Annotated in this window: 28 protein-coding genes and 1 tRNA gene; 11 read left to right on the plus strand and 18 right to left on the minus strand. The window is 68.4% G+C overall.

All coding sequences use genetic code 11. The features are described from left to right. The 10 genes from hypF to VB739_RS07715 all read right to left on the minus strand — a co-directional run. On the minus strand, positions 1-2,168 hold a 2,168-nt coding region (hypF, locus tag VB739_RS07670; protein WP_323356507.1), incomplete at its 3' end, for a carbamoyltransferase HypF. Next, complete coding sequence (gene hypB, locus VB739_RS07675) at positions 2,165-2,875, minus strand: hydrogenase nickel incorporation protein HypB (protein ID WP_416233310.1); 711 nt, start codon at positions 2,873-2,875, stop codon at positions 2,165-2,167. The genes hypB and hypF, both read right to left, overlap by 4 nt. Positions 2,876-3,025: 150 nt before the next feature. Continuing rightward, the gene (locus VB739_RS07680) at positions 3,026-3,946 is read right to left on the minus strand and encodes an outer membrane protein (RefSeq protein WP_323356509.1); all 921 of its coding nucleotides are present in this window, start codon (positions 3,944-3,946) and stop codon (positions 3,026-3,028) included. 407 nt (positions 3,947-4,353) lie between these two features. Beyond that, positions 4,354-4,695 (minus strand): hydrogenase maturation nickel metallochaperone HypA, encoded by a 342-nt coding sequence (hypA, locus tag VB739_RS07685; protein WP_323356510.1) that lies wholly within the window; start codon positions 4,693-4,695, stop codon positions 4,354-4,356. Next, a complete protein-coding gene (locus VB739_RS07690; protein WP_323356511.1) occupies positions 4,688-5,131 on the minus strand; it encodes a hydrogenase maturation protease in 444 nt (147 codons plus the stop codon). Before VB739_RS07690 ends, hypA begins: the two co-directional genes overlap by 8 nt. Then, positions 5,128-6,570, minus strand: a complete 1,443-nt coding sequence (locus tag VB739_RS07695; RefSeq protein WP_323356512.1) for a Ni/Fe hydrogenase subunit alpha — start codon at positions 6,568-6,570, stop codon at positions 5,128-5,130. Before VB739_RS07695 ends, VB739_RS07690 begins: the two co-directional genes overlap by 4 nt. A 10-nt stretch (positions 6,571-6,580) precedes the next feature. Next, a complete protein-coding gene (locus VB739_RS07700) occupies positions 6,581-7,159 on the minus strand; it encodes an oxidoreductase (RefSeq protein ID WP_323356513.1) in 579 nt (192 codons plus the stop codon). A gap of 11 nt (positions 7,160-7,170) precedes the next feature. Beyond that, the gene (hoxU, locus tag VB739_RS07705) at positions 7,171-7,890 is read right to left on the minus strand and encodes a bidirectional hydrogenase complex protein HoxU (RefSeq protein ID WP_323356514.1); all 720 of its coding nucleotides are present in this window, start codon (positions 7,888-7,890) and stop codon (positions 7,171-7,173) included. Beyond that, positions 7,887-9,485 carry a NuoF family protein gene (locus VB739_RS07710; RefSeq protein WP_323356515.1) on the minus strand — a complete coding sequence of 533 codons (1,599 nt, stop codon included), beginning with the start codon at positions 9,483-9,485 and terminating at the stop codon, positions 7,887-7,889. Before VB739_RS07710 ends, hoxU begins: the two co-directional genes overlap by 4 nt. A 53-nt stretch (positions 9,486-9,538) precedes the next feature. Next, positions 9,539-10,576 (minus strand): ABC transporter substrate-binding protein, encoded by a 1,038-nt coding sequence (locus VB739_RS07715; RefSeq protein WP_323356516.1) that lies wholly within the window; start codon positions 10,574-10,576, stop codon positions 9,539-9,541. 41 nt (positions 10,577-10,617) lie between these two features. Between VB739_RS07715 and VB739_RS07720 the strand changes: the two genes are divergently transcribed. Further along, positions 10,618-13,359 (plus strand): EAL domain-containing protein, encoded by a 2,742-nt coding sequence (locus VB739_RS07720; RefSeq protein WP_323356517.1) that lies wholly within the window; start codon positions 10,618-10,620, stop codon positions 13,357-13,359. 17 nt (positions 13,360-13,376) lie between these two features. Continuing rightward, a complete protein-coding gene (locus VB739_RS07725) occupies positions 13,377-15,149 on the plus strand; it encodes a GGDEF domain-containing protein (protein WP_323356518.1) in 1,773 nt (590 codons plus the stop codon). On the opposite strand, the gene VB739_RS07730 is transcribed toward VB739_RS07725, so the two are convergent. Next, entirely contained in the window at positions 15,131-15,634 is a 504-nt protein-coding gene (locus VB739_RS07730) for an NAD(P)H-dependent oxidoreductase subunit E (protein ID WP_323356519.1), read from the minus strand. The two genes, VB739_RS07725 and VB739_RS07730, sit on opposite strands and share 19 nt — an antisense overlap. A 350-nt stretch (positions 15,635-15,984) precedes the next feature. Here VB739_RS07730 and VB739_RS07735 point away from each other — a divergent pair, with 350 nt between their 5' ends. Together VB739_RS07735 and VB739_RS07740 are read left to right on the plus strand one after the other, a co-directional pair. Beyond that, a complete protein-coding gene (locus VB739_RS07735) occupies positions 15,985-18,015 on the plus strand; it encodes a PAS domain S-box protein (RefSeq protein ID WP_323356520.1) in 2,031 nt (676 codons plus the stop codon). 29 nt (positions 18,016-18,044) lie between these two features. Beyond that, the gene (locus VB739_RS07740; RefSeq protein ID WP_323356521.1) at positions 18,045-18,470 is read left to right on the plus strand and encodes a VOC family protein; all 426 of its coding nucleotides are present in this window, start codon (positions 18,045-18,047) and stop codon (positions 18,468-18,470) included. A 23-nt stretch (positions 18,471-18,493) separates the two neighbouring features. On the opposite strand, the gene VB739_RS07745 is transcribed toward VB739_RS07740, so the two are convergent. Beyond that, positions 18,494-18,736, minus strand: coding sequence for a hypothetical protein (locus tag VB739_RS07745; RefSeq protein WP_323356522.1), 243 nt, complete (start codon positions 18,734-18,736; stop codon positions 18,494-18,496). Positions 18,737-18,814: 78 nt separating this feature from the next. Further along, positions 18,815-19,540 (minus strand): DJ-1/PfpI family protein, encoded by a 726-nt coding sequence (locus tag VB739_RS07750; protein WP_323356523.1) that lies wholly within the window; start codon positions 19,538-19,540, stop codon positions 18,815-18,817. A gap of 68 nt (positions 19,541-19,608) precedes the next feature. Here VB739_RS07750 and VB739_RS07755 point away from each other — a divergent pair, with 68 nt between their 5' ends. After that, the gene (locus VB739_RS07755; protein WP_323356524.1) at positions 19,609-20,721 is read left to right on the plus strand and encodes a glutaredoxin family protein; all 1,113 of its coding nucleotides are present in this window, start codon (positions 19,609-19,611) and stop codon (positions 20,719-20,721) included. 3 nt (positions 20,722-20,724) lie between these two features. Here VB739_RS07755 and VB739_RS07760 read toward each other — a convergent pair whose 3' ends face one another. From VB739_RS07760 to VB739_RS07770, 3 genes are all read right to left on the minus strand, one after another. After that, the gene (locus VB739_RS07760) at positions 20,725-21,024 is read right to left on the minus strand and encodes an MTH1187 family thiamine-binding protein (RefSeq protein ID WP_323356525.1); all 300 of its coding nucleotides are present in this window, start codon (positions 21,022-21,024) and stop codon (positions 20,725-20,727) included. 264 nt (positions 21,025-21,288) lie between these two features. Then, the gene (locus tag VB739_RS07765) at positions 21,289-21,972 is read right to left on the minus strand and encodes a DUF2459 domain-containing protein (protein ID WP_323356526.1); all 684 of its coding nucleotides are present in this window, start codon (positions 21,970-21,972) and stop codon (positions 21,289-21,291) included. 29 nt (positions 21,973-22,001) lie between these two features. Next, positions 22,002-22,085, minus strand: a tRNA-Leu gene (locus VB739_RS07770). A gap of 41 nt (positions 22,086-22,126) precedes the next feature. Between VB739_RS07770 and VB739_RS07775 the strand changes: the two genes are divergently transcribed. From VB739_RS07775 to VB739_RS07795, 5 genes are all read left to right on the plus strand, one after another. Continuing rightward, positions 22,127-22,381 (plus strand): NAD(P)H-quinone oxidoreductase subunit L, encoded by a 255-nt coding sequence (locus VB739_RS07775; RefSeq protein WP_323356527.1) that lies wholly within the window; start codon positions 22,127-22,129, stop codon positions 22,379-22,381. Further along, positions 22,378-22,713: a DUF3007 family protein gene (locus VB739_RS07780; protein WP_254944063.1), complete on the plus strand. Its 336-nt coding sequence runs from the start codon at positions 22,378-22,380 to the stop codon at positions 22,711-22,713. The genes VB739_RS07775 and VB739_RS07780 overlap by 4 nt, the downstream gene beginning before the upstream one ends. 44 nt (positions 22,714-22,757) lie before the next feature. Further along, entirely contained in the window at positions 22,758-23,603 is an 846-nt protein-coding gene (gene trpA / locus VB739_RS07785) for a tryptophan synthase subunit alpha (protein ID WP_323356528.1), read from the plus strand. A 142-nt stretch (positions 23,604-23,745) separates the two neighbouring features. Next, positions 23,746-24,384, plus strand: coding sequence for a DUF938 domain-containing protein (locus tag VB739_RS07790; protein ID WP_323356529.1), 639 nt, complete (start codon positions 23,746-23,748; stop codon positions 24,382-24,384). A 37-nt stretch (positions 24,385-24,421) separates the two neighbouring features. Continuing rightward, the gene (locus VB739_RS07795; protein ID WP_323356530.1) at positions 24,422-24,688 is read left to right on the plus strand and encodes a YciI family protein; all 267 of its coding nucleotides are present in this window, start codon (positions 24,422-24,424) and stop codon (positions 24,686-24,688) included. Positions 24,689-24,721: 33 nt separating this feature from the next. On the opposite strand, the gene VB739_RS07800 is transcribed toward VB739_RS07795, so the two are convergent. Then, positions 24,722-25,117, minus strand: a complete 396-nt coding sequence (locus VB739_RS07800; RefSeq protein ID WP_323356531.1) for a c-type cytochrome — start codon at positions 25,115-25,117, stop codon at positions 24,722-24,724. Continuing rightward, positions 25,114-25,476 carry an AbrB family transcriptional regulator gene (locus VB739_RS07805; RefSeq protein WP_323356532.1) on the minus strand — a complete coding sequence of 121 codons (363 nt, stop codon included), beginning with the start codon at positions 25,474-25,476 and terminating at the stop codon, positions 25,114-25,116. The genes VB739_RS07800 and VB739_RS07805 overlap by 4 nt, the downstream gene beginning before the upstream one ends. Before the next feature lie 103 nt (positions 25,477-25,579). Here VB739_RS07805 and VB739_RS07810 point away from each other — a divergent pair, with 103 nt between their 5' ends. Beyond that, positions 25,580-26,056: a GNAT family N-acetyltransferase gene (locus VB739_RS07810; RefSeq protein ID WP_323356533.1), complete on the plus strand. Its 477-nt coding sequence runs from the start codon at positions 25,580-25,582 to the stop codon at positions 26,054-26,056. The last annotated feature ends 4 nt before the right edge of the window (positions 26,057-26,060 follow it).

Consider the following 26,060-nt stretch of genomic DNA (forward strand, 5'->3'; position numbering starts at 1 on the left):
GCCCTGCTGGCGGCGATCGCCGCCAGCAGGGCGTCCAGCAGCGGTTCCCAGTCGAGCCAGCCCAGGCTCGGCCCCCCGGCGGCGACGCCCCCCGCAACAGCCTCCGGCGGCACCAGGGGCAGGGGCCAGCTCGCAAGCTCACCAGGGGCAGCGGCGGCAGCCCCCTCCAGGCGCAGACCCCCTTCGCCCTCAAAGCTCTGCACCTGCACCAGGCCCAGCAGGGAGGCGACCGCGTCGAACAGCCGACCCACGCTGGTGCTCAGGGGGCTGTTGCAGCCGCTGGCGATGGCCTGCAGCAGCAGCTGGCGCTCAGCGGCCGCGAAGGCGTTCAGGCTGTGGCGGGCGCCGGGGTGCGCCAGGGCCCAGGAGCCGGCGGCGGCCAGCAGCCCCAGGGCCGCTCGGCGCGGTTCGGCCATGGCCCGCTCACCGCCCGGCAGGAAGAAGGGCCTCAGGGCCACCAGTCGCTCGCAGGGGGCGGCGCCGGGCCCGCCCAGCAACAGCAGCTCTCCGCCCCACAGCTGGGAGGTGCCATCGGCACCCGGGGCGTAGCCGAGACCATCCCAGGTGACGGCCAGCAGCGGCAACGGCAGCCCGTGCTCGGCCAGCACCGCCAGGCCGTGGGCCCGGTGGTGCTGCACCGTTCGCCGCGGCCACGGCTGATCGGCGGCGAGTTGGTGGCTGAGGTACCCGGGGTGGGCATCGCAGGCGATCCGCGTCAGCCGCCCACCCCAGCGCCGCTCGATCGCTGCCAGACCGTCGGCCAGCCGGGAGAGCAGGCGGCCCTCGGCCAGGTCCCCCAGGTGGGGGGCCAGCCACAGCCGCCCGTCCAGCGCCAGGGCCGGCGCACTCTTGAGGTCCCCGCCAAGGGCCACCACCCCCTCCGGCGCCCCGCCTGGAGCCAGCGGCAGGGGTTCGGGGGCATAGCCCCGGGCTCGGCGCAGCAGGGCCGGCCGGCCATCAATCAGCTGCAGCACCGAATCGTCCAGTGGCCGGGCGATGGCGCGCTCGTGCACCAGGAAGACATCGGTGATCGGTTCGCCAGCCCCGCCCCCCAGCCGCGCCACCGCCTCGGCGGGATCGGTGCAGAGCGGCTCACCGCTGGGGTTGCCGCTGGTGGCCACCAGGGGCCGGCCGAAGGCGTGCGCCAGCAAATGGTGCAACGGCGACGCCGGCAGCATCGCCCCCAGAGAGGGGCTGCCCGGGGCCACCCCCGGCAGGGCTTCCGGGCCCCCCAGAAGGCGGCGCAGCAAGACGATCGGGGCGGCGGGTTCCGCCAGCGCCCGCCGCTCCTCAGCATCGAGGCGGCAGAAGGGGGCCATGGCGCCGGCCTCAGCCACCAGCAGGGCGAAGGGCTTGGCGGGCCGCCGCTTGCGCCGCCGCAGCCGCGCCACCGCCGCGGCGTTGGTGGCATCCACCAGCAGCTGGAAGCCGCCCACCCCCTGCAGGGCCAGGATCTCCCCGGCGGCGAGACGGCCGCAGCAGGCCCTGATCAGGGCCCCGGTGCTGCCGTCACCGCCCGGACCCGCCAGGGGCCTGCCGGCGCCATCCCACAGGGCCAGCCGCGGACCGCACTCCGGGCAGGCGATCGTCTCGGCGTGGAAGCGGCGATCGGCCGGGTCCTCGAACTCCCTGCGGCAGGCCGGGCAGAGCGGGAAGGGGGCCAGGGTGGTGTGGGCCCGGACCCAGGGCTCGGCGGTGGCGATGCTGAAGCGGGGGCCGCAGTCGCAGCAGCTGATGAAGGGGTAGCCGAAGCGGCGATCGGCGGGATCGGCCAGCTCGGCCAGGCAGGCGCCGCAGGGGGCCCGATCGGCCACCAGGGCCGCCGCCACCAGATCGATGCCGAGGCGCTCCGCCCCCCCATCCAGGATCCGGACCCCCGCCGGGGGCGCCCCGGATGGCCGTGTCGGCGCCGGCAGCCAGAGCGGATCCAACCGCTCCAGTCGGGCCCCGGGGGGCAGCTGACACGGCAGGCGTCGCAGGAACGCCTCCAGGGCATGGCGCTCCCCCTCCAGCTGCAGCCGCACCAGGCCAGGGCCGTTCTGCACCTCCCCACTGAGGGCCAGGTCGGAAGCCAGCCGGTGCACCAGGGGCCGGAAACCCACCCCCTGGACCACCCCACGGCACGCGAGCTGCAGCCGGGCCCGTCCGGCCCCAGGCGGCCCGCTCACCCGGCGACGGGCACCCGCTCCAGGCCGAGGGCCGCCAGCAGTGCGGCGATGCCCTCACCGGTGCGGGCGGAGACCTCCACGATCCGGGCCTGGGGGGCCACCCGGGCCACGTTGCGGCGGGCCTGGGGAGCCTCGAAGCCGCAGGCCTCAGCCAGGTCGACCTTGCTGATCACCACCACATCAGCGGAATGGAACGTGGCCGGGTACTTGAGCGGCTTGTCCTCCCCTTCGGTGACCGACAGCAGCACCACCCGCAGGCTTTCGCCCAGGTCGAAGGCGGCCGGGCAGACCAGATTGCCCACGTTCTCGATCACCAGCAGTTCCAGGCCAGCCAGGGGATGGCCGAGGTGGTCGAGCTCATGCAAGGCCCGGTGCACCATCGCCGCCTCCAGGTGGCAGGCCTGGCCAGTGGTGATCTGCAGGGCCGGCACCCCGGCGGCCCGCAGGCGACGGGCGTCGTTGTCGGTGGCCAGATCCCCCACGATCACCGCCATCGGATGGCGTGCCGCAGGCAGGGCCGGGGCCAGCTCCAGGGCCAGCCGCTCCAGCAGGGCGGTCTTGCCGGAGCCGGGGGAAGACAGCAGATTGATCACCCGGACGCCAGCGGCGGCGAAATGCTCCCGGTTGGCCGCCGCCTCGGCGTCGTTATGGAGGAGCAGGCGCTGGCCCAGCTCCAGGTGCCGGGGGGATTCGGTGGCGGCGGCCACCGGCTGGCCGCAATTGCAGTCGAGACACATCGCAGGATCGACCCCAGACAAGAGAGCGGCACGGAAAAGCCCCGCCGGGGCCCGGCCTGGCCCGAAGGCTAGGCACGGAGCTCCGACGGGGCCCTGATGGCCACCGGGACCATCCGGTGTTCACCAAAGACCGCGGATCGGCGCGGGGGCCGGTTCAGGCTGGGGCATCGGCATGGGTGCCGGCTGCATGATCGGTTCCGGCTCCGGGGTGGGAGCAGGTGCTGCCGCGACAGGGCGGGCGCCGAAGCGGTAGCGGAAGCCGATCTTGCCGCCGAAGCTGTTGAAAGCGTCGAAGGTCACGTTGTCGGAGGAATACCCACCAGCGCCCTGATAGACGCCCTCAAGGTAAACATCGGAGTTGTAGCTCATGGCGTAGCTGACGCCCACCTTGGCCTGCCAACCGAACAGCCCCTTGTTGACACTGCTGGTGGGGAAGCCGTTGAGGCTGAAGCTCGGGGTGCTGAGGTTGGTGTACCCGATGCCACCGCCGATGTAGGGCGTCCAGCGGCTGTTGGTCTCGATGTCGTAGTAGAGGCTGGCCAGCACATCATTCTTGTTGATGATGCCGGAGACATTGTTGGTGAAGGGAACGATGCCGAAGGCACCGAAGCCGATCGGGTTGGTGGCACCAACGGCGTTCAGGCTGGCCCGGCTGTAGCCGTAGGTGAGCTCAGCCCGCAGGGCACCGAAGTCGTAACCAACGCCGACGTCACCGGAGAAGCCACCGCCCAGGTCGAGCTTGGTGGAGTTGTTGTTGCCGAAGTTGAACAGCAGTGGTGTGAAGAAGGGTGAAACCAGCGTGCCGTTGCTGTTGACCGTCTGATCACTGGGGGTCTGGGCGCCAGCACCGATGGTGAGATACCAGCCCTTGGCGGAGTAGGCCTCTTTCACCACCGGCAGGGGATAGGTCTGGGCGATGAGGGTGGCCTCCGGCGCGACCTGGGGAGCCAGGCTTGCGCCGGGGGCTGGAGCGTCACTGGGGCCGGCTTCCGTGAACCCGGGAAGGCTTGCCGACGTTTCCAATGCCACAGGATTGGTCACCGGCTCGGTGCGCTCGCCAGCGGACCTGACCTCCGCCAGGGCGGGACCGCCCAGGAGAAGACCGCCCGTTGCAGCGATTCCCACTCCGCGGAGAAACGTCCGATTGAATGTCCTCGTGAAATAAGTCATGGGGGTTGCGTTCCTCTCACTCATTTACAAATAAACCCACGCCATGGTCGAAATGTCAGGTCATGGACAGCATCAGGCCTGGCACAGAGTGCAAAAAAAGAAAACTTGCGCAAGATTTCAGTTCATGCCTGAAAGTGGCTACATTTTGGCTGCGAGCGCATAATAGAGAATATTTTTTCTAGTCCTGATCGGGATAACCGCCGACCTTGGGCTGGGGCCGCGAGGTCCACATCGGCATGGCGATTCCGGGGGTGCAAGGCAGCCAGGCCCGCACGGGCTCAGTCGAGCTCCAGGGAGGCCAGCTGCAGTTCCCGGCCCCGCAGCAGCTCCCGGCTGATGCGGCCGCAGAGCGGGCAGTCGCAGCAGCCATCGCGCGCCGGAAACGGCTGACCGCAGGCGGCGCAGAAACACGCGGCGGCCACCGCCTCGATCACCAGCCGGGAACCGGCGGCGATCGTGTCCGCCATCACCACCGTGTGGGCCAGGCGCAGGGCCTCAATCTCCACCCCCGCCAGGCTGCCCACCCGCAGCGTGATGGCCGTGATGCGGCGGGCCCCATGCAGGGCGGCCTGCTCCAGGGCCTGCTGCCGCACCGCGTCCATCAGGCTGAGTTCATGCACGGGGCGCCGCAGCCCCCTGCAACCAGCCCCGCAGCAACCGGCGCGCCTGCGGCAACTGGCGCCGCAGCTGCGGCGAAAAGTGATCGCCCCAGGAGAAGTCGAAGGCCGGCACCAGCAGCTCGTGGGCCGGCACACAACGCTCGAACAGCTGCTCTGCCAGGGCCAGCAACCGGGCGGGCGCCACCCGGTGCGTGTCCCGCTCCCAGCCGTCGCTGGCCAGCAGGGGCCGCAGCAGGCAGCGGCTCCGGGGTGGCGCCAGCCAGGCATCGACGATCAGCAGCCGATCGGCCGCTGCCACCGTCTCGGCCAACTCGGGGGTGAGCTGGTGGCGCTGCAGACCCAGACCCTCCACCAGGTGCCAGCCCACCCCGTCATCACCCCGCAGGGGGTTGCCGATGCCGATCAGCAGCGCCCCCTCGACGCCAGGACCGCTCATCCCCGCAGGCGTTCGGCCAGCACGGTGCCATCGGCGGCCAGCAACTGCAGCCGCAGCGGCATCTGGCCGGCGGCATGGGTGGAGCAGGAGAGGCAGGGGTCGAAGCAGCGGATGCCCGCCTCCACCCGGTTGAGCATCGCCTCGGGGATCTCGGCGCCGGCGGGCACCGGATCGGGGATGTACGCCTGGGCGATCTGGTGCACGGTGCGGTTCATCGCCAGGTTGTTCTGGCCGGTGGCGATGATCAGGTTGACGCTGGTGAGCAGGCCGTCGTCATCCACCTTGTAGTGGTGGAAGAGGGTGCCCCGGGGCGCCTCGCTCACCCCCACCGCCTCGTTGCGGTTGAGGGAGGCGCGCAGACGGATGCGGCCGTGCATCAGGTCGGGATCGTTCACCAGGATTTCGATCGCCTCCAGGCAGGCGACGATCTCCACCAGCCGGGCGTGGTGATAGGCGAAGCTCGAAGTGGCGGTCTGGCCGCTGCGCTGGCGCAGCTCCGCCAGCTCCCGGTCGGCCCAGGGGGTGCCGATGCTGTCGCAGACGTTGAGCCGGGCCAGGGGGCCCACCCGGTAGATGCCGTCTGGATAGCCGAGGGGCTTGTAGTAGGGGAACTTGAGGTAGCTCCAGGGTTCCACCGCCTCGCCGAGGAACGCGGCGTAGTCGTCCTCGCTGAGCTGGTCGGCCACGATCGCCCCATTCGCATCGCGGAAGCGGATGCCGCCGTCGATGTGCTCCCAGAGCCCCTTGGGGGTCACCAGGCCCATGAACAGGCTGGGGAAATCGCCGAAGACGCGCTGCTCCTTCTGCAGGGGGCCGTCGAGGAGCTTTTTGTACAACTCCAGCGCCAGGGTCACGGTGGCGCGGGCCTCTGGCAGGCGGTCCAGGATCCAGTCCTTGGCCTCCTGGCTCAGGGGGGTGCGCACACCGCCGGGCACCGCCCAGGTGGAGTGGATCTTGCGGCCGCCCAGCAGCTCCAGGATCTGCTGGCCGAACTGGCGCAGGCGGATGCCGGCGCGGGCCAGATCGGGGTCGGCGGCCATCAGGCCGAAGACGTTGCGCTTGGCCGGATCGCTCTCCCAGCCCAGCAGGAAATCGGGGCTGCTGAGGTGAAAGAAGGAGAGCGCGTGCGACTGGGTGAGCTGGGCCAGGTTGAGCAGCCGCCGCAATTTGTCGGCCGCCGGGGGGATCGCAAGGGCCAGCAGCTTGTCGCCGGTCTTGGCGGCCGCCAGCAGATGACTCACCGGGCAGATGCCGCAGATGCGGGCCGTGATGCCGGCCATCTCGGTGAAGGGCCGACCCTCGCAGAACTTTTCGAAGCCCCGGTACTCCACCACGTGGAAGCGGGTGTCGGTGAGGTGGCCGGCCTCGTCGAGGTGGAGGGTGATCTTGGCGTGGCCCTCGATGCGGGTCACAGGGTCGATGATGACGGTGCGGGTCATGGCGTTGTCCTCATCCGAACCGCAGCATGGCGGACCCTTCCTGCACCGGCCGCTCACCGGCCAGCAACGGTGTGATCGCCTCGCGGATGCGCTCGGCGGAGGGGGGGCAGCCCGGCAGGTAGAGGTCGACAGGAATCACCTCGTGCAGGGGCAGCACCCGGGGCAGCAGCTCGGGCACGATGCCGGGGGCGAAGGGCAGCTGGCCCGTGGCATCGGCCAGCTCCAGGTAGCCGCGTTCCAGCACAGCCTTGGCGCTGTCGTGGCCGCCATCGAGCAGGTTGCGCAGGCCGGGCACATTGGCTGTGACGGCGCAGTCGCCGAAGGAGATCACCAGAGCCGTGCGCTCGCGCACCTGCAGGGCCAGTTCGAGGTTGTCGACATTGGCCACCGCCCCCTCCACCAGGGCGATGTCGACGTTCTCGGGGTAGATCTTGACGTCGGTGCCGACCGGCGAGAACACCACATCCACCTTCTCGGCCAGATCGAAGAGGAACTCGTCGAGATCCAGGAACGACATGTGGCAGCCGGAGCAGCCCGCCAGCCAGACGGTGGCGAGGCGGAGCTTGGCGGCGGGGGGGGAGGGAGTCATGGGGTGGGGGGTCACTGGTTGTGCCAGCGGCGCTGTTCGCGGGCAGTGCGCAACAGGGCGGGCAGGGTGGTGTTGGGCTGCTTCTCGGCGGTGGTGTCGCTGTTGCGGAACAGGGCGCCGGTGGGGCACACATCGACGCATTTGCCGCAGGAGGTGCAGGCCTGCACCTGGCCCCAGGGCTCATCCAGGCCGGCGACGATGTGGCACTGGCCGCCACGGCTGCCGATGTCCCACACATGGGCCCCTTCGATCTCGTCGCACACCCGCACGCAGCGGGTGCAGAGGATGCAGCGGTTGTGGTCGAGGGTGAACTGGGGGTGGGAGGCGTCCACCGGCCGCTGCGGGTACTGGTAAGGGAAACGGGAGTGGTCCATGCCCACGGTCACGGCCATGTCCTGCAGCTCGCAGTGGGTGTTGGCCACGCAGACGGCGCAGACGTGGTTGCCCTCGGCGAAGAACAGCTCCACCGTCATGCGCCGGTACTCCCGCAGCTGGGGGGTGTGGGTGTGCACCACCATGCCCTCGGCGGCGGCGGTGCTGCAGGCGGGCAGCAGCTTGTTCGAACCCTCCACCTCCACCAGGCACAGCCGGCAGGAGGACACCGGGGTGAGGCCTTCGAGGTGACACAGGGTGGGGACGTTGGCCTCCGCCGCCCGGGTGGCGTCCAGCAGGCTGGCCCCCGCCGGCACCGCCACGTCCTGGCCGTTGACGTTGAGGGTGACGACGCTCATCGCTCCACCCCCGCAGTGGCGACGCAGGCCGCTGGCTCCCGGCAGGCCGCCTCGTACTCGTGGCGGAACCAGCGCAGGGTGCTGAGCACCGGATTGGGGGCCGACTGGCCCAGGCCGCAGAGGCTGGTGACCTTGACCATCTGGCAGAGGGCATCGAGGCGCTCCATGTCGGCGGGGGTGGCCCGGCGTTCCACGAAGCGATCGAGCAGCTGGGCGAGCTGCACGGTGCCGGCGCGGCAGGGCACGCACTTGCCGCAGCTCTCGTTGACGCTGAAGCCCATGAAGTGGCGCGCCACCTCGGGCATGGAGGTGCTCTGCCCCATCACCACCATGCCGCCGGAGCCCATCATCGAACCCAGCTCCAGCAGGCTTTCGTAGTCAACGGGGGTGTCGAGCCGTTCGGCTGGGATGCAGCCGCCCGAGGGGCCGCCCGTCTGCACGGCCTTGATCGGCGAGCCATCGGGCACCCCGCCACCGATCAGCTCCACCACGGTGCGCAGGGGGGTGCCCATCGGCACCTCCACCAGGCCGGTGTTGACCACCGCACCGGAGAGGGCGAAGACCTTGGTGCCCTTGCTGTGCTCGGTGCCCATGGCGGCATACCAGTCGCCGCCCTGGCGCAGGATCGCCGGCACGGCGGTGAAGGTCTCGACGTTGTTGATCAGGGTGGGCGCCCCCCAGAGGCCCGACTGGGCCGGGAAGGGGGGCCGGGGCTGGGGCATGCCGCGCTGGCCCTGGATCGAGAGCAGCAGGGCCGTCTCCTCACCACACACATAGGCGCCGGCCCCCACCCGCACCTCCAGGCGCAGGTTGAAGGTGGTGCCGTGGATGTGGTTGCCCAGCAGGTGCCGGCTGCGGGCCTGCTGCAGGGCCAGCCGCAGCCGCTCGATCGCCAGGGGATACTCCGCCCGCACGTAGACGAAGCCCCGCTCAGCGCCGACGGCGTAGGCGGCGATCGCCATCCCCTCGATCAACCGGTGCGGATCGCTCTCGAGCACGCTGCGGTCCATGAAGGCGCCCGGGTCCCCCTCGTCGGCGTTGCAGACCACGTAGCGGGGGCCGGGGGGCTGCAGGGCCACCGTGTCCCACTTCAGGCCGGTGGGGTAGCCGGCACCGCCGCGACCGCGCAGACCGCTGCGGCGCATCTCGTCGCGCACCTGCTCGGGGGTGAGCTCCTCCAGGACGCGCTGCAGCTGGGCGTAGGTGCCGAAGGCGATGGCGTCGTCGATGGATTCGGGATTCACCTGGCCGCAGCCCTCGAGCACCACGGGCCGCTGCAGGGCGAAGAAGGGAGCCTCCAGATCGAGCCGATGGGCGGCCAGGGCATCGCCGCTGCTGGCAAGGCCGGCGGCGATCAGATCCCCGGCGTGCTCCGGGGCCACGCCGCCGAAGAGCTGGGTGGGGCCCGGGCCGTCGCAGGCCACCAGGGGACCGCTGCCACAGAGGCGCAGGCAACCCACCGGTTTGATCGTCAGCGCTTCAGCCGAGAGGCCGGCGGCGTCCCGGGCGCCCTCCAGGGCGGCACGCAGGGCCTGGCCACCGGCGGAACGGCAACCACTGGCATCGCAGCAGCGCAGCTGCGGGGGGACGGGCATGGGGACCGGGGACGCCTATCGACTTGCTAGCCAGGAAATCACTGCTGCGCCGCTCACTTGGCTTTGGCCAGCGCCCGGGCGATGCTGTCCACTGTGGCCGGCAGGGGGCTGTTGGCGGGGATCACGCCATTGGCGTAGAGCACCTTGCGGATCTTGTCCAGCAGCGGGGGCAGGTTGTTGTGGGCCGGGTTCAGCAGTTCGTACTGCTCCTGGGGGCCGGGGTAGCGGATGCCTTCCCACAGGGCAGCGGTCGCACCGGAATCAAGGCCCAGGTGGTCGGCCATCGCCTGGCGAACCTCCGCCGGACGGCGGCCTTCCTCCTCGCGCATCGCCTGCCAACCCTGAACGAGGGCCAGAACCGCGTCGGGATGCTGGTCGAGCAGCTCGGGTTCAACGGCGAGCACATCGAGGATCTCGTAGGGGAGTTGCCGGCTGGTGAACAGCGTTTGCAGCGGCTGGGCGCGAAGCAGCTGCTCGCTCCGGGGTGGGTAGGTCACCACCGCCTGCACCTCCCCCCGTCGCAAGGCCGCTTCCCAGGAGGTGGCAGGCAGGAAACGCAGCTGGGACGGCTCCGGGGGCGGCAGTCCCACGGACTCGAACGCGCGCGACAGAACGTACCGGGAGAGGCTGCTGCGGTCGAGGGCGATCGGTTGATCGGCCAGGCCCTTGAGGTCCTTCACCCCCTGACGGGCCAGCAGTTGATCGGCGCCGCGGGACTCATCGACCACGTAGACGATCACCGGACACCGCTCCGGGGCCACCCCGCAGATGGTGACGGCATCGATCGTGGTGGTGGCGATCGCCTGGGCCTTACCGGAGACATAGGCCTCCATCGTGCCTGCCGCGTCGGCGAAATTGCGCAGATCGAGGTTGATCCGGCGGACGTCGTAGTGGCTGCGCGCCTTGGCCAGGGCGAAGTAGGCGTACCCGGGCCATGGGTTCACCGCCAGCACGATCCGGGGAGGCTGGCGCTGGCACCCCAACGCCACCGCCAGCAGCAAGGACCCCAGCGCGGCGAAGCAGCCAAACCGCTGCCGCCAGCCCCGCCGGCTTCTCCCCGGAGGAAAGGCGATGCCGGCGTGAGCCCCCATGGGTGGACCCGGAAATGTGAAAAAAGTATGATGGATGTTCGATGCGAACGTTGCCGTTCCGCCAGACCCCGTCGCCCCATCTCCCCCTGCTCCCCCGCCCCCCTGCCGACGAACGCCTCGACCAGGAGCGCCGCACTCTGGTCTTTGGCGTGGTGGCCATGGGGCTCCTCGGCACCACCCTGCTGACCTGGAACAGTTACACCCAGTTCCAGTCGGGGCATGCCAGCCAAGAGAAGGCCACGGCCGATCTGGTCTATGCCGCCCTGCAGCTGAAATTGGTCAACTCGGAATCCTTGGTGCGGGGCCTTGCCGGACTGGATCGGGCCTCTGAGGAGGTCACGCTGGCCGAGCTGCAGCGGTTCGTCAGTGCCGTAGGAGCCGGTGGCCCGGCACTCGAAGGCATCGGCACCTTGGGCTATGCCACGGCCGCATCCGGCAGGGTCCCGATCCGCCTGATCGCGCCGCTCAATCCCGGCAACCGCCTGTTGCTGGGCAGCGATCTGCGCAGCTTGATCCGGAACTCCGGCCAGGCTCTGCGGCAAGACGCGAGTCCCCACGAAGGCTGGCTGTTCAGTGGGCGTCCCGGCCCGGGAGGACCTGCCTTTCTGGTGCAGGTCCTCCCCATCGGCGGCAGCAACGGCACAGCAGGCCGAGGAACGGCGCCACCGTCAACCTGGGCCTTCGCCACCCTGCCGCTGCGCGATTTTCTGGTGGCGGCCCTCGACCACCCGTTGATGCGACTGAAGGAGGAGGTGGACCTGCAGCTGTACAGCGGCGACCGTGCCGATCCACGCCAGCTCCTTTACGACTCCCGCAACCGTCCAGGGGCCGAAGTTCTGCCCCATGCGCTCTCGCGGCCCTTCGAAACCGGTGGCCAGCGTTGGCTGTTGCTGGTGCAGGTGCCCCTGCAGGTGTCCGGCCCCTGGCTGCCCACCTGGGAAGTGGTGCTGCTGCTCGGACTGACGAGCAGCGTGCTGGCCGGCCTGGTGAGCGATCAGTTCCTGCAACGCCGCCGGGCGCTTGAGCGGGAGGAGCGGAGCCTGGGCGCGATGCGGCGCAACTGGGAGGCCAGCCTCGAGTGGTTTCACCTGTATCGCCAGGCCTTTTCCCTGATCCAGGACGGCGTGGTGATCACCGACAGCACGGGATTCATCCTGACCTGCAACGAGGCCTATTCCGCCATCACCGGCTACGAGCTGGAGGAGCTGGTGGGCCGCAACCCCCGCATGATGAAATCGGGCTACCAGGACAAGGCCTTCTATGCGGCGCTCTGGGAACAGCTGCTCGCCAGCGACCGTTGGGCAGGGGAGATCTGGAACCGCCGCGCCAACGGGGAGATCTACCCCGTCTGGATGCAGATGGGGGTGGTGCGTGACGCCTCCGGCGCCCCCAGCCATTACGTCGCGGCTCTGGCCGACCAGACGCGACTGCGGGAGAAGGACCGGCAACTGGAGTACCTGGGTTATCACAACCCCCTCACGGAGCTGCCCAACCTGCAGATGGCCGAGCTGCAGCTGGGCCAGCTGTGCCAACAGACGCAACCGCTGGTGGTGATCTGGGTCGAGCTGGACGGTGTTAAACGCATCGAGGAAAGCTTCGGCCCGGCCAAGGGGGATGAGCTTGTCAAGGTCGTCGTCGAACGGCTGAACCGCTTCGTCGGGCCCACGGATGTCTTGGCCCAGGTGGGCAGGAGTGAGTTTTTGATCGTGCATTCGCTCGATCCCGCTGATCCCACAGGCGTGCAGATAGCCGGAAGGATTCTGGCTGGGCTCAGCGATCCGATTGGCCCGGTGGAAACGCTGGAGGTGGCCCTGGCGGCCTGGGCTGGCGTGAGCTGCTTCCCCCAGGATTCCAGGGAGCCGGAAAACCTGCTCCTGTTCGCGGCCACGGCCCTCGGACAGGCACGACGCCAGGAGGTGGGCACGATCCTGCGCTACTCGGGCGAGATGACGATCCGCAGCCGGCACCGCCTGGCGATCGAAGCCCACCTGCAGCGGGCCTTGGAAACGGGCCAGCTGGAGCTCTACTACCAGCCCCAGGTGGATAGCCAGGGGGATCTCCTCGGCGCCGAGGCCCTGCTGCGTTGGCGCAGTCCGGAGTTCGGTCCGGTCTCACCGCTGGAGTTTCTGCCGATCGCGGAAACCAGCGACCTGATCCACCGGATCGGCGCCTGGGTGCTCGAGGACGCCTGCCGCCAGTGGCAGGGGTGGGTGCAGGCCGGCCTCGCCCCTGGCCGGGTGGCGGTCAACCTTTCCACCCGACAGTTCCAGGACCCCAGGCAGAGCGTGCCCGAGCTGGTGCAGCACTGCCTGGCCCGCACGGGTCTGAGCACGGGCTTGCTGGAGCTGGAGATCACCGAGAGTTGCCTGATGCCAGCTCTGGGTACCCGCGAGCAGCTGCTTAAACTGAAAGAACTGGGTGTGGAGTTGGCCATCGATGACTTCGGTACCGGTTTCTCTTCCCTGAGCACGATCCACACCTTTCCAGTCAGCAAGCTGAAGATCGATCGTTCGTTTGTGGATGGTGTGGACACCAACCTCACCTCACAGGCGATCGTGCGCGCCACCTTGGCCATGGCCCGGGGACTGGGGGTGAGCACCCTGGCCGAGGGGGTGGAGCGTCCCGAGGAGCTGGACTTCCTGCTCCGCTGCGGCTGTCCTGCCTACCAGGGCTTCCTGTTCAGCCGTCCCCTGGCCGCCACGGAGTTCGAAGCCCTGCTCCGGCGGGGAGTGGCCGCCAACTCGGTGGCCGGCACTCAGCCGGCAAGGGTGCATCTGCCATGAAGCTTCCAGGCAGCAGCTTGACCCCGCGCCAGGGCCTGCTCCTGGGCCTGCTGACCGGCCTGGCCGTGCTGGGCAACGTGACCGCGGTGCCGCTGTTCTTCAGCATCCACATCCTGCTCGGGTCGATCGCGTCCACCCTCGCCCTTCTCTTGCTGCGGGGCTGGTGGAACGTGCCGATCACCGTCCTGGCGAGCCTCTACACCTGGAAGCTCTGGAGCCAACCCTGGGCCATCGTGATCTTCAGCGCCGAAGCCCTCTGGCTGGCGCTGTTCGTGAATCGCTTCAGCGGCCCACCGCAGAACGACATCAAAGGCAAGATCATCCTGGCGGATATCGCCTTCTGGCTTCTGGTGGGAACACCGCTGGTGTTCTTCTTCTACGACGTCGTGCTGGCGAACGATCCGGCCAATGTGGCCGTGGTGGCCGCCAAGCAAGTGGTCAACGGCATCGCCAACACGATGGGGGCCTTCTTCCTGTTCGTGCTGGTCCAGGTGTGGCGCAGCCGCCGGGGCCAGGGACTGTTGCCCCTGCGGGGCGTTGTGTTTTCAGTGGTGCTGGCTTCGGTTCTGTTGCCGTCGATGGCACTCAGCCTCCTTTCGGGCAACCTGCTGCAGAGCGCCACCCAGGAGGGGGTTCTGGAGAACCTCCAGACCGTCGGCGAAGCCGCCGCCAGGATCACCCCCCTCCAGTACGGCACACCCTCCCGGGCACTTCCTTCGAGCGTCGGTTCAGCGGCCTTCCTGCTCATCGACACCGATGGCAACCGGATCAGCTCCAACCCCGGCCTGTTCCTGCGGCTGGAGAACAGTTTCCAACCCGCCCCAGCGGAGCAGATCAAGGCGAATGGGCTGCAGATCCTGATCCCCAGGGATCACCGTCCTGGCCTCAAGGTGTGGTCCCAGGGGTACTGGAGCACCACCCAGCCCTCCACCCGTTATCTGGTGCAGGTCGTGCAACCCGCGGCACCGCTGGTGATGAAGCTGCAATCCCAGAGCACCACCTTGCTGACCACCCTCCTCTGGATGATGCTGCTGGGGGTGCTGCTCAGCGAAGTGGCGGCCAGCCTGGTGCAGAGGCAGCTTCAGATCCTGCCCCAACCCCTTGAGGCCGCCACCGAGGGGCCTGTGCCCGCCGCCAGCCTCGAGCGTGTTGCCCCTAACTCCCTCAGCAGCATTGCTGAGGTCTACGAACTGGCGAATCGCCTCCAGGAACAAAACACGAGAGTGCAGCGTCTGAGCCAAGACTTCACGGATGTGAGCTCCAGACTCAAACAGTGCACCGAGAGACAACGACGCTCGAGGACGTTTGATCTTCTCACCGGTGCCACCAACCGCTGTGAGTTGGAACAAAGTCTGTTGCAAGCCAGCGAACGGGCCCAGGCCTGCTCCGTGCCCGTGGCCTGCCTGGCCTTCTCCGTGCAAGGACTGCGGTCAATCAATGCGTACCACGGCCGGCAGAAGGGAGACGAGGTCCTGACGCAATTGATCACCGCTGTGAAGCCCCTGCTCCGTGCCAACGACGAATTGTTCCGCATCGGAGGCAGTGAATTCCTGCTGCTGCTCTGGGGCCAGCCGCTTGAATCGGCCCGCAGCACCGCCGAGCTGATCCGCCAGGTCATCAGCCAGGCCGAACTTCCACCTGGCGATCCATCATCCCCACGGCTGACCATGAGCGCAGGGGTGAGTCTGCTGGATGGCACCGATACCAGCGGCCAGGAGCTGCTCTCAAGGGTGGAACTGGCCCTGAACCAGTCCAGGGAGCTGGGAGCCCATCAGGTGGTGGTGCGCTGAGGCAGGCCGGCGGCCTCCAGGCGGGCGTCCAGCGCCTCGCTCTGGTCGACGGGCAGCCGCGTGATCAATTCCCCGTCCACCACCAGCACCGGCGCCTGGCCGCAGGCCCCCAGGCAGCTGACGTGCTGCAGGGCCCAGACGCCGTCCCCCGCCGCATCGTCGAGGCGCACCCCCAGCCGCTGCTCAATGCGGGCCGCCACCTGGGCGCCCCCCTTCACGTAGCAGGCGGTGCCGAGGCACACGGCACAGCGGTGGGCGGTGGGGGGCTCAAGCCGAAAGAGGTGGTAAAAACTGGCCACGCCGTGGACACGGCTCAACGGCAACCGCATCCCGGTGGCCACATCCCGCAGGGACTCCGGTGCCAGGTAGCCATGGAGCTCCTGCACCTGATGCAGCACTTCGATCAGGGCGTCGGCGCGGGCCCCATGGCGGCGGATCACCTGGGTGATGCGCGGGTCAGTGCTGGCCGGGGCCGAGCTGGTCATGCGGTTGTTCTCCCACCGTCCCTTGCTAGCCACCGCAAGGGCCACGGTCAGCAGACCGCGGCAGCAATGCAGCATCCGGGCCTACAGCCTGGAAGCCAGCGGCTACTTATAGTTCATCCCATGAGCACCCCTGCCGTATGAATCCTGCGTTTCAAGCTCCGTTCCGAGCCGTCTTGTTGAGTTTTGTTCTGTTGCTCAGTTCAGCGGCCATGGCCTGCGAAAAGCACATCAACGGCCACCAGAACAGTTCCGACACCCATTCGGAAAGCATCAACAACTAACTATCTTCACCCCAACCCGGTGAAATGGACGGCTAATGATTAGCAGTCACATTCGTTAGTCAGAATATTTTGATTCCTTTCCGCCCTCCTTACCATCCAAGAGTCGTCGTCTCGGCTGCTGCCCTGATCGGCCTCTTTCTGCTGGATCTGGCCCTCACCAGAAGCCTGGGATTCACTCTGTTTCCTTACTACTGGATCCCCGTGGTGCTGGCGGCCTCCTTCGCCACGCCACGCCAGGTGGGTGGGTTCACGAGCCTGGCGATCGTGCTGACGGTTGTCTGGTCCCTTCAGGCTCCCCAGCCCACAACGCTGGAACTGCTGCTGCGGCTGGTCGGGCTGATCGGGATGGCCTGGGTGTCCTTGCATCTGGCCCGGGAACTGCAGGCCAAGGACCGCAGCAACCGGGAGCTCAAGCAGCACTACCAGTTGCTGGCCGAAAATGCCCCGGATGTGGTCCTCAGCAGCAACCTGAACGGGCGGATCGCCTGGATCTCCCCGTCGGTGCACCAGTTACTGGGCCATGACTCCCGGCAGCTACAGGGACGCACCATCGACGAACTGCTGCTGGAGGCGGACCGCGGGCAGCTGGATCAGAGCATCGGCCTGGTCCTGCAGGGAAACAGCAGTGTCTGCGAGCTGCGCTTCCGGACCGCTGATGGGGGCAGCCGCTGGGTGTCCATGGCCCTGCGGCCGGTGCTCGGGGCCGCTGGCGAGGTGCTGGGGATGGTCGGCAGCTGGCGCGACATCCAGGGGGAGGTGGAGGCACGTCAGGCGGAGGAGCGCACCAAGGCGGCCCTGGAGGCCTCGGAAGAACGGCTGCGCCTCACGATGGAGAACGCCTCCACCGGCATCGCCCTGCTCGACGCCCAGGGGCATTTCCTCTCCATCAACCCCACGGGCAGCGGGCTGCTCGACCAGGACCACGTTGGCCTGGAGGGCCTCACCTGGCAGGCGTTCTCACCGGCGGCCGACCAGGCCAGCGAAGCCCCGCTGATGCAGGAACTGCTCAGCGGTCGACGCTCCTGCTACCGACTGCGCAAGCGCATCCTCCAGCGGCCCGACCGCTGCATCTGGGTGGATTGCAGTGTCTCCTGCTCGCGCCATACCGACGGCACCACAGCCTTCGTGATCGCCCAGTTCAACGACGTCACCGAGATGGTTCAGGCGGAAGCGGCCCTGGCCACCTCGGAGGAGCGCTACCGGCTGCTGGCGGAGAACTCCAGCGATGTGGTGCTGCTGATCAAGGACGAGCTGATCAGCTGGATCTCCCCGTCGCTCACCTGCATGCTGGGATGGCAGCCGGGAGACTGGATCGGCCATCCCCTGAGCCGCTTCATTCCCGCCGAGGAGCAACCGGCCCTGGAGCGCGATCTTCACGCCCTCGCCGCCGGTCGAACGGTGGTCAGCAGGCTGCAGGCCCTGGCCCACGATCACAGCCAACGCTGGGTGGAACTGCATGCCAGTCCCTACAGAGATCTCGATGGCCACCTCGACGGCATCGTGGGATCCTTCCGGACCGTGGATCAGGAGGTGGCCGCCGAAAGGGAGCTGGCCCGCCGCGCCTGCACCGACGAACTGACCGGGCTGGTGAACCGCCACGAGGCATTGGAGCAGATCACCGCCATCGCCGGCCGTGTGGTGCGCCAAGGCCATGCCACGGCCGTGTTGTTCTGCGATCTCGATAACTTCAAGGAGATCAACGACACCTTCGGTCACGTGCCTGGTGATGAATTGCTCAGGACCGTGGCCACGAGAATCCGCATGGGCCTGCGCAGCGGCGACATGGCCGCCCGCATTGGTGGCGACGAATTGATGGTGGTGCTGCAAGGGGTGCGACATCTGAGCGATGCGGTGACCATCGCCGACAAGCTGCGTCGGGCCGTGGCCGAACCGATCTCCACCAGTGCTGGCTTCCTGTCGATCACCCTGAGCATCGGCGTCACCATGGTCGAACCTGGCGAAGACTCCGACGAGATCATCTCCAGGGCCGACCGCGCCATGTACCGGGCCAAACAGACCGGGCGCAACCAGGTGCTGGCCTTCAGCGACCAGACCGACACGATCAAAGACCGGAGTGCCAGCTGGCAGCCTGCGCTCTGAACGGCTCAGGCGGCACGGCAGCGTGAACGATGGCTAGCGAGGCAACCGCCATGGAGATCATCGGCATTGACCATGTGGTCCTGCGCTGCAGGGATCTGGAGCGCATGGAGCGCTTCTACATCGACGTGCTGGGATGCACCGTGGCACGACGCAACGAAGCACTCGGCCTGATCCACCTCAGGGCCGGCAACAGCCTGATCGATCTGGCGGCCGTCAACGGGGAACTGGGTCGCCGGGGAGGTGCGGAGCCGGCGGCGGAAGGCCACAACCTCGATCATGTTTGCCTACGGATCGAACCCTTCGATGAAGAGGCGTTGCGGGCCCATTTCCGCCGCCATGGTCTCCAGACCGGCCCCCTCCATCACACCTACGGGGCGGAGGGTATCGGTCCGGCCCTCTATCTCGAGGATCCGGAGGGGAACAGCATCGAACTCAAGGGTCCTTGCCAACCCTGACCGGGCCTCGAGCCCCGGCAGCTTCAGCCACGCCAGGTGGGCTGGCCTCCGGGTTCCAGGGTGCCGCGGCGGCGCCAGAGCGCTGCCGGACTCACCTCAATGCCGTGCTGGCTGGCCAGATCAGCTGCTGCCTGGGGCGTTTCGGACGTTTGCAAGGCTTCGGCGAACACCGGATCACGGAGAGCCAGATCCTTCACCTGATGAAGGGCTTCCGCGGCGTTGGGCTGGGGATAGGTCGTTGTACTGGATCGCTCACAGGTTGTCATGGGATTTCCTCTGCTTTTGACTCATCCTAATCAGATTTAATCGTCATCATGATGAGTGCAAACACCTATCCATTCGTCTTACGATGTCTGAAAGTAAGCCGCCCCCTTGCCACTGCTGGCGGCAGACCCATAGATCTTCGTCGAAGGGAAATATTCGGCCTCCAGCTGTACCTGAGCGGCCGCCTCTTCTCCTGCCGTTTCAGCAATGAATTGCAGGGTAAGATCGATGCCCGACGAGATGCCCGCCGCCGTCCAGATCGCCCCATCGCGGGTGAAGCGTTCTTCCACCACCACCACGTCGCCGAGGGCCCGCAGCCGCTCCAGGGAGGCCCAGTGGGTGGTGGCCCGCTTGCCGCTGAGCAGGCCCGCGGCATGCAGAAGGAAGGCTCCTGTGCAGACCGACAGCACCGCCCGGCAGTGGGCGGCCTGTTGGCGGATGAAGCTGATCAACTCGGGATTGTTCACCTGCGTGCGGGTGCCCAGGCCGCCGGGCACCAGCAGCACCTCCAGGGGGGGAGCTGTGGCGAAGCTGGCCTGGGGCAGCAGCACCAGCCCCTTGGCGCAGGTCACCGGAGCCTCGCTCTGGCCAATCAGCAGACACTGTTCGGGTCCACCGCTCTGGCGCGCCCACAGGGTGGCCATCTCCCAGGGTCCGATGGCATCGAGTTCCTCCACCCCTGGGAACAGCAGGAGGCCGAAGATTCCGGCGCCAGTGGACGCGGCTGGATCCATCGTCAGCCCCGCCAGCAGGCACAGGAAAGCGACCCAGTTTCCCACCAGCCGCCAAACCACAGCGAGGATCAAGACCAGGCCGAGGAGCGATGGCGATGGGGACAGCCACGGCAACGAAAAGACTTTGGCGGCAAGCGCTGATGGCCCTGGCCCTGGCGGCCCTGCTGAGCCTGGTACCGCCCGCAGCCGCCGCTGCCGCCGCGGAACTGCAGGTGTTCGTGCGCGAGGGCTGTCCCCACTGCGCCGCCGCCAAGGCCTTCCTGCCCGAGCTGCAGCGGCAGCGGCCAGCCGTGCAGGTGCGGCTGCGTGACGTGGGGGTCGATCCGCAGGCCCGCGACGACCTGATGCGCCTGTCGCGGCAGGCGGGCATCCAGGCCCCCGGCGTGCCCACCTTTGCGTATGCCGGCCGGTTGCTGGTGGGCTTCGACGACGCCGGCGGCCGCGGGAGCGAACTGCTTGCCCTGGTGGCGACGCCCAGCACAGCCAACCCGGGCGAGGGCGCGGCCGGTGCCGGAGAGCTCAGCCTCGGCCCCCTGGGCCGCCTCAGCGTCGCCGAGCTCGGCCTGCCCCTGTTCACCCTGGCGATGGGGCTGCTGGACGGCTTCAACCCCTGCGCGATGTGGGTGCTGCTGTTCCTGCTGTCGCTGCTGGTGCATTGGCACAACCGTCGCCGCATGGCCCTGGTGGCGGGCACGTTCGTGCTGGTCAGCGGCGCGGTTTATTACGCCTTCATGGCCGCCTGGCTGAACGTGTTTCTGCTGCTGGGCTGGTCCACCGGGCTGCGGCTGGTGCTGGCCGGCCTGGCGATCACGGTGGGGGTGGTCAACGTGCTGGACAGTCGGCGCCAGGGCAGCGGCTTCAGCCTCTCGATCCCGGCGTCGGCCAAGCCAGGCCTTTACGCCCGCCTGCGCAACGTCGTCCAGTCCCGCTCCCTGCTGCCGGCCCTGGCGGCGGTGGCGGTCCTGGCCGTGGTGGTGAATGCCGTGGAACTGCTCTGCACCGCCGGCCTGCCGGCGATCTACACGGCAGTGCTCAGCCAGCAGAACCTGCCGGACAGCACCCACTACGCCTACCTGGGCCTCTACATCCTGGGCTACATCGCCGATGACAGCCTGATGGTGGCCGCCGCCGTGCTGGCCCTGAGCAGCAACAAACTCACCGAAGCCGGCGGCCGCTGGCTGAAGCTGATCAGTGGCGGGGTGATGCTGGCGCTGGGGCTGGCGTTGCTGCTGCGGCCGGGATGGCTCCTATGAGGCTCACCCCAGCAGCGCCTGCACGCTGGCCAGCTTGTCGTCGAGGCTCTGGTCGCGGTCGGTGCGGGTGTTGATCGTCACGGTGGTGAAGATCCGCGGGCAGCCCATGGCATGCACGGCGACATGGCAGGCCTCGATCGCCGCCATCACCGGCGCCCACTCGCCCTCGATGGCGGTGCCGTTGGGGTGCAGCCGAATCGTCAGCCCGGCCTGCTGCAGCACCCGCTCGCAGGTGGCCACGTAGGACGCCAGGCTCACCCCCACACCAATCGGCACCACACAAAGATCAACGATCACCTTCATGGTGCTGGGGAGGGGCAGGGGCTATCCCGATCATCACCAGGTGCCGATGCTGAACAGCAACTGCAACAGGGCAAAACCCGCCAGACAGGTGGCGGCTAGCAGCGGAGCGACATGAACCAATTTTCCAATCCCTCGTTGGTGCTGGTCTAGGCCGGGAGAAGCCCATGAGAAAGCCCATGGAGAGACTGCGTGTGGAGAGCCACAGACACAGTTAGTGATGAACTTTTGCCCTGCGTGCCCTGCATCGCGGCCCGACTCTCAGCCTCAGGGATGGGGGACGATCACCTCAAGAGCCCGCTCTCTTGGCCTGGCCACGGGCCGAAAGCCCCGCAAACGCCCAGGCACCTGGGCGGCGAGCACCACCCCTGTCGGGTCGATGGCGAGTCCGGCCTCCCGCAGCCGCTGCACGGTCCACCAGTTGCAGTTGCGAGACCACAGATAGGTGCCGTGAGCCAGGACAAAACGACCCCCATGGCCGGGCCGCCATGGCAGGGGGGCGCGTCGCCCGCCGGCGGGGGTGCGCTGGGCTGAGCGCTCCAGGGCGGTGAGCAGGGCCTGCAGGGTGGGGGCCTCCACCCGACGCTGCCACGCGGCGACCGTTCCCTCCAGCCGCGGTGGATCGGGGTGGCCGGCGAGGAGCAGCACCGAATCGGTGGGCAGAAACAGGGCGGCGATCAGGGTCTGTGGGCTGCGGTCAGCGCCATGGAAGTAACGCCGGTCGCCCCAGGCGACTTCCACGAACGGGGCCGCCTCCGCCCCCGGGGGACCGAGTCGCCAGCCTGGTGGCTGCTGCACCACGATCGAGGTGTGGTGACCCCAATCCGCCACCAGCACGGTGTAGGGCCCCGGAGGGGGCAACGGCAGCGGCGCCAGGTGGGCGCGGGGCTCGGGTCGCGCGATGGCCTGCAGCAGCGGCCGGCCCACCAGCTCCAGCAGGAGCGCCAGCATCAGGAGCCCACTCCCAGAAGCACCAACGATGGGGGCAGGGGGACTTGAACCCCCACAGCCTTGCGGCCTGCGGATTTTAAGTCCGCTGCGTCTACCAATTTCGCCATGCCCCCGCAGGGGGATCCTAGATTCAGCTCACTTCGCGACACCCCCGGTGGCCCTGAGCGGACCCCTGAGCAGCCTGCCGCTCGACACCCTGCTGGTGATCGGCGCCTATCTGGCCCTGGCCGGCGCCTACCTGGTGGTGGTGCCCCTGGCCCTCTACTGGTGGATGCACAAGCGCTGGACCGTGATGGGCAAGATCGAGCGCACGGCCATCTACGGCCTGGTGTTCCTGTTCTTCCCTGGGCTGATCCTGTTCGCCCCCTTCCTCAACCTGCGCATGGCCGGCCAGGGCAAAACGGCATGACCCGGGCCCAGGCGATCCTGCTCGGACTGGCGGTCTTCGCCATCGGCGGCGGCGGTTACTGGGTGTTCCGCTCCAGCGGCCTGGAAGGCTTCTCCCCCGGCATCGCCGCCTCGGCCCTGCTGATGCTGGTGGTGCTGGGGTGGACCGCCAGCTACCTGCTGCGGGTGGTGGGCGGCAAGATGACCTACATGGAGCAGCGGCGCCGCTACCGGGCCGCCTACGACGCCGTCACCGACGATGAGCTGCAGCGCAAGTTCGACGCCATGAGCCCCGAGGAGCAGGCCAGACTCCTGGCCGAGGTGGGCCAGCTGCAGGCCGATGCTGAGATGTGAAGACGACCCCATAGGCTCAGGGGCACCGTCCTGAACCCGGCCCGATGAGCGTTGCCGCCACCGCCGGCCCTGCCACCACCCCCACGCCGATCCAGCAGCGCTTCGCCGCCCTGCGGGCCGAGGGTCGCTGTGCCCTGATGCCGTTTCTGATGGCCGGGGACCCCGATCTGTCGATCACCGCCGCCAGCCTGCTGGCCCTGCAGGCCGCCGGCGCCGATCTGATCGAACTGGGCATCCCCTACAGCGATCCGCTGGCGGATGGCCCGGTGATCCAGGCCGCTGCCAGTCGGGCCCTGGCCGCCGGCACCACCCCGGGCCGGGTGCTGGCGATGCTGGAGTCCCTGCGGGGCCAGCTGACCCTGCCGGTGGTGCTGTTCACCTACAGCAACCCCCTGCTCAACCGAGGCATGGACAGCTTCTGCCGCGAAGCCGCCGCCGCCGGTGCCGCCGGCCTGGTGGTGCCCGATCTCCCCTTGGAGGAGGCCCAGAAACTGTCGGCCATCGCGGCCGGCCATGGTCTGGATCTGGTGCTGCTGGTGGCCCCCAACACCCCGGCCGAGCGCATGGCCCGCATCCACACCGCCAGCCGCGGCTTCACCTACCTGGTGAGCGTCACCGGGGTGACGGGGGTGCGCACCAGCCTGGAAACGCGGGTGGGGCCACTGGTGCAGCAGCTGAAGGAGCTGGGCCCCACGCCGGTGGCCGTGGGCTTCGGCATCGCCACCGGCGAGCAGGCCCTGCAGGTGCGCCGCTGGGGTGGCGACGGCGCCATCGTGGGCAGCGCCCTGGTGCGGCGCATGGCCCAGGCCCACCAGAGCGGAGCTGATGTGGCCGCCGATGCCGGCGCCTTCGCCGCCGAGCTGCGCGCCGCCCTTGATCAGCCGCTCTAGCCGAGCTACAGCACAGGGGCGCAGGCGCTCAACGACAGCAGCAGCGCCAGGGCCGCCAACAGTGACGCCGGGCTGAGCCGTGGGATGGGGCGCAGAGCAGGGGTTCGCATGGCCATCGAGCGACAACCCCCATGATGGGCCGATGCTCCCCGACAGTCTGCCGTTCTCCCCCGCCTGCCTGCGCAACCAGGACCCCATCCTGACGCTGCTGCGCCGCTGGATGCCCCCGGCGGCGCGGGTGCTGGAGGTGGGTTCGGGCAGTGGCCAGCACGCCATCCACATGGCCCGCCATCTGCCGGGGGTGTGCTGGCAGCCCAGTGAGCGCTCCGAATCCCTGGCTGGATTGGCCGGACGCCTTGCCCTGGAGGGCCAGGCGGGGTTGGCCCCGGGGGCCCGGGTGGCACCGCCGCTGGTGCTGGATGTGACCGAGGCCCAGTGGCCCGCCGGGCCCTTCGAAGCGGTGTTCACAGCCAACACGCTGCACATCATGCCGGCGGCCGCCGTGCCCCACCTGCTGGCCGGCAGTGCCCGGGTGCTGACGGTCGATGGCCTGCTGCTGATCTACGGCCCGTTCCGCTACGGCGATGAGCACACGGCCGCCAGCAATGGGGCCTTCGATGCCCAGCTGCGGCAGCTGGATCCGGCCATGGGGGTGCGTGATGCCGAGACGCTTCAGGTTGAAGCCGCTCGCCTGGGGCTGCACCTGCAGGCCGATGCGGCGATGCCGGCCAACAACCGCCTGCTGGTGTTTCAAAAATGCAACGAAGGGCGCGGAGAATGAAAGGCTGAGGGACGTTCTACCCCCCACCCTGCGGCCCATGAAATTCGTCCTCTGGGGCACCTACTGCGCCGACGCCCTTGAGCGCCGCAGCCCGTATCGCGACGAGCATCTGGCCGGACTGCAACGCCAGAAAGAGGAGGGCGTGCTGCTCACCCTGGGGCCCACGGTCGACGCCAGCCACGTCTTCGGCCTCTACGAAGCCGACGACCTGGAGACGGTGGAGAACCTTGTCAAAGGGGACATCTACTGGCGCCAGGGCATCTGGACGGCCGTGGAGGTCTATCCCTGGATCCAGGCCTTCTGAATCGGGCGGACGCCTGGAGCGTTGAGGCCTGCCTCAGCCACGGGGCCAACCCGCCTGGGCCTGCTGCCACACCCAGGCGGCCACCGCTTCGGCCCCGCCATCACCGAGGGCCTCGCCGTAACCGCCCATCTGGCCGAGGCCTGCGGCGGCAATCGTGGCAATCACCTCTGGGTTGGCGGCGCCATTGCGCTCCAGTGCTGCCAGCTTCAATGTCTTGTTGCGGCGAAGGATGTTGCCACCCTGGACATGGCAGCCGGCGCAATGGGCCTCAAACAGCCGGCCGCCGGCTTCGAGACTGACGCGATCGCGATCACCGGGATCCACAGCGAAAGCTGCCGCGGCGACACCCAGAGCCGGAGGCGGCAGGATCAGGCCCAGCACCAGCAGCAAGGCCACCAGCACCGAGACCAGCGGGCGCCAGCGGATCAATCCTCTTCGTCGGCGCTGCCGGCGGGGATCAGGCGGATCTGTTTGCGGCCGAGCTTGATCTCGAACTCGTCGCCGGGCTTGAGATCGAGCATGGCGGTGTAGGCCTTGCCGATCAGCAGGTTGCCGTTGCCCTGCACCGTGGCCACATAGCTGAGTTTGCGCCCGCCTTTGCCCACCTTGCCGGCTGCACCGAACTCGACGCCTTTGGCCTCAAGCAGGGCCTCGTAGAAGGCGGTGAAGTTCAGGCGCTCGGCGCCATCCTTCTTGGTGGAAACATAGCCACAGGCCCGCACGATCTCAGACTTTCCGACATCGCCGAGTTCCTTGACCTTTGCCAGCAAATCCGATCCTGTCAACATGGTATGTACGGGTTGTCGGCTGTGTGGTGAGACATAAAACATACACCAGCACCATCAGCCTTCTGCCGATAGCGGCGACAATCCATGCACATTCACCGCCACGATGCTGCCGATCCGTCCACTCCGGCCCGACGATTGCCAACAGCTGATCGCTGTTTATCACGAGGCGGTCATCAGCCAGGCCGGCAACCTCTACAGCCCGTCACAGATCGAGGCCTGGTCACAACAGGCGAGCCGTAATGAAGCCTTGCGGTCGTCACTGCTACGCGGCCACGGGTTGGTGAGTTGTGCCAACGGCGACGAGACGATCATCGAAGCGTTTGCCCTTCTCGACCCGGTCGACCGGCTCGCCCTGCTCTACTGCCGGGGTCGCTCCAGTCGCCAGGGACGGGCGGGTGCCCTGCTGGAGGCCCTGGAGACGCACGCCCGCTCCCAGGGCGTGCTGCGCCTGCGCACCGAGGCCAGCCAGCTGTCACGGCCGTTGCTCGAGCGGCGGGGCTGGGTGGTGGACGCCGAAGAAACAGTGATCCTGGGCGGCGTCTCCTTCCTGCGCTGGCGGATGGGCAAGGATCTGCTCTGACGCC

Source organism: Cyanobium gracile UHCC 0281, assembly GCF_034931305.1.
GTDB lineage: Bacteria > Cyanobacteriota > Cyanobacteriia > PCC-6307 > Cyanobiaceae > Cyanobium > Cyanobium gracile_A.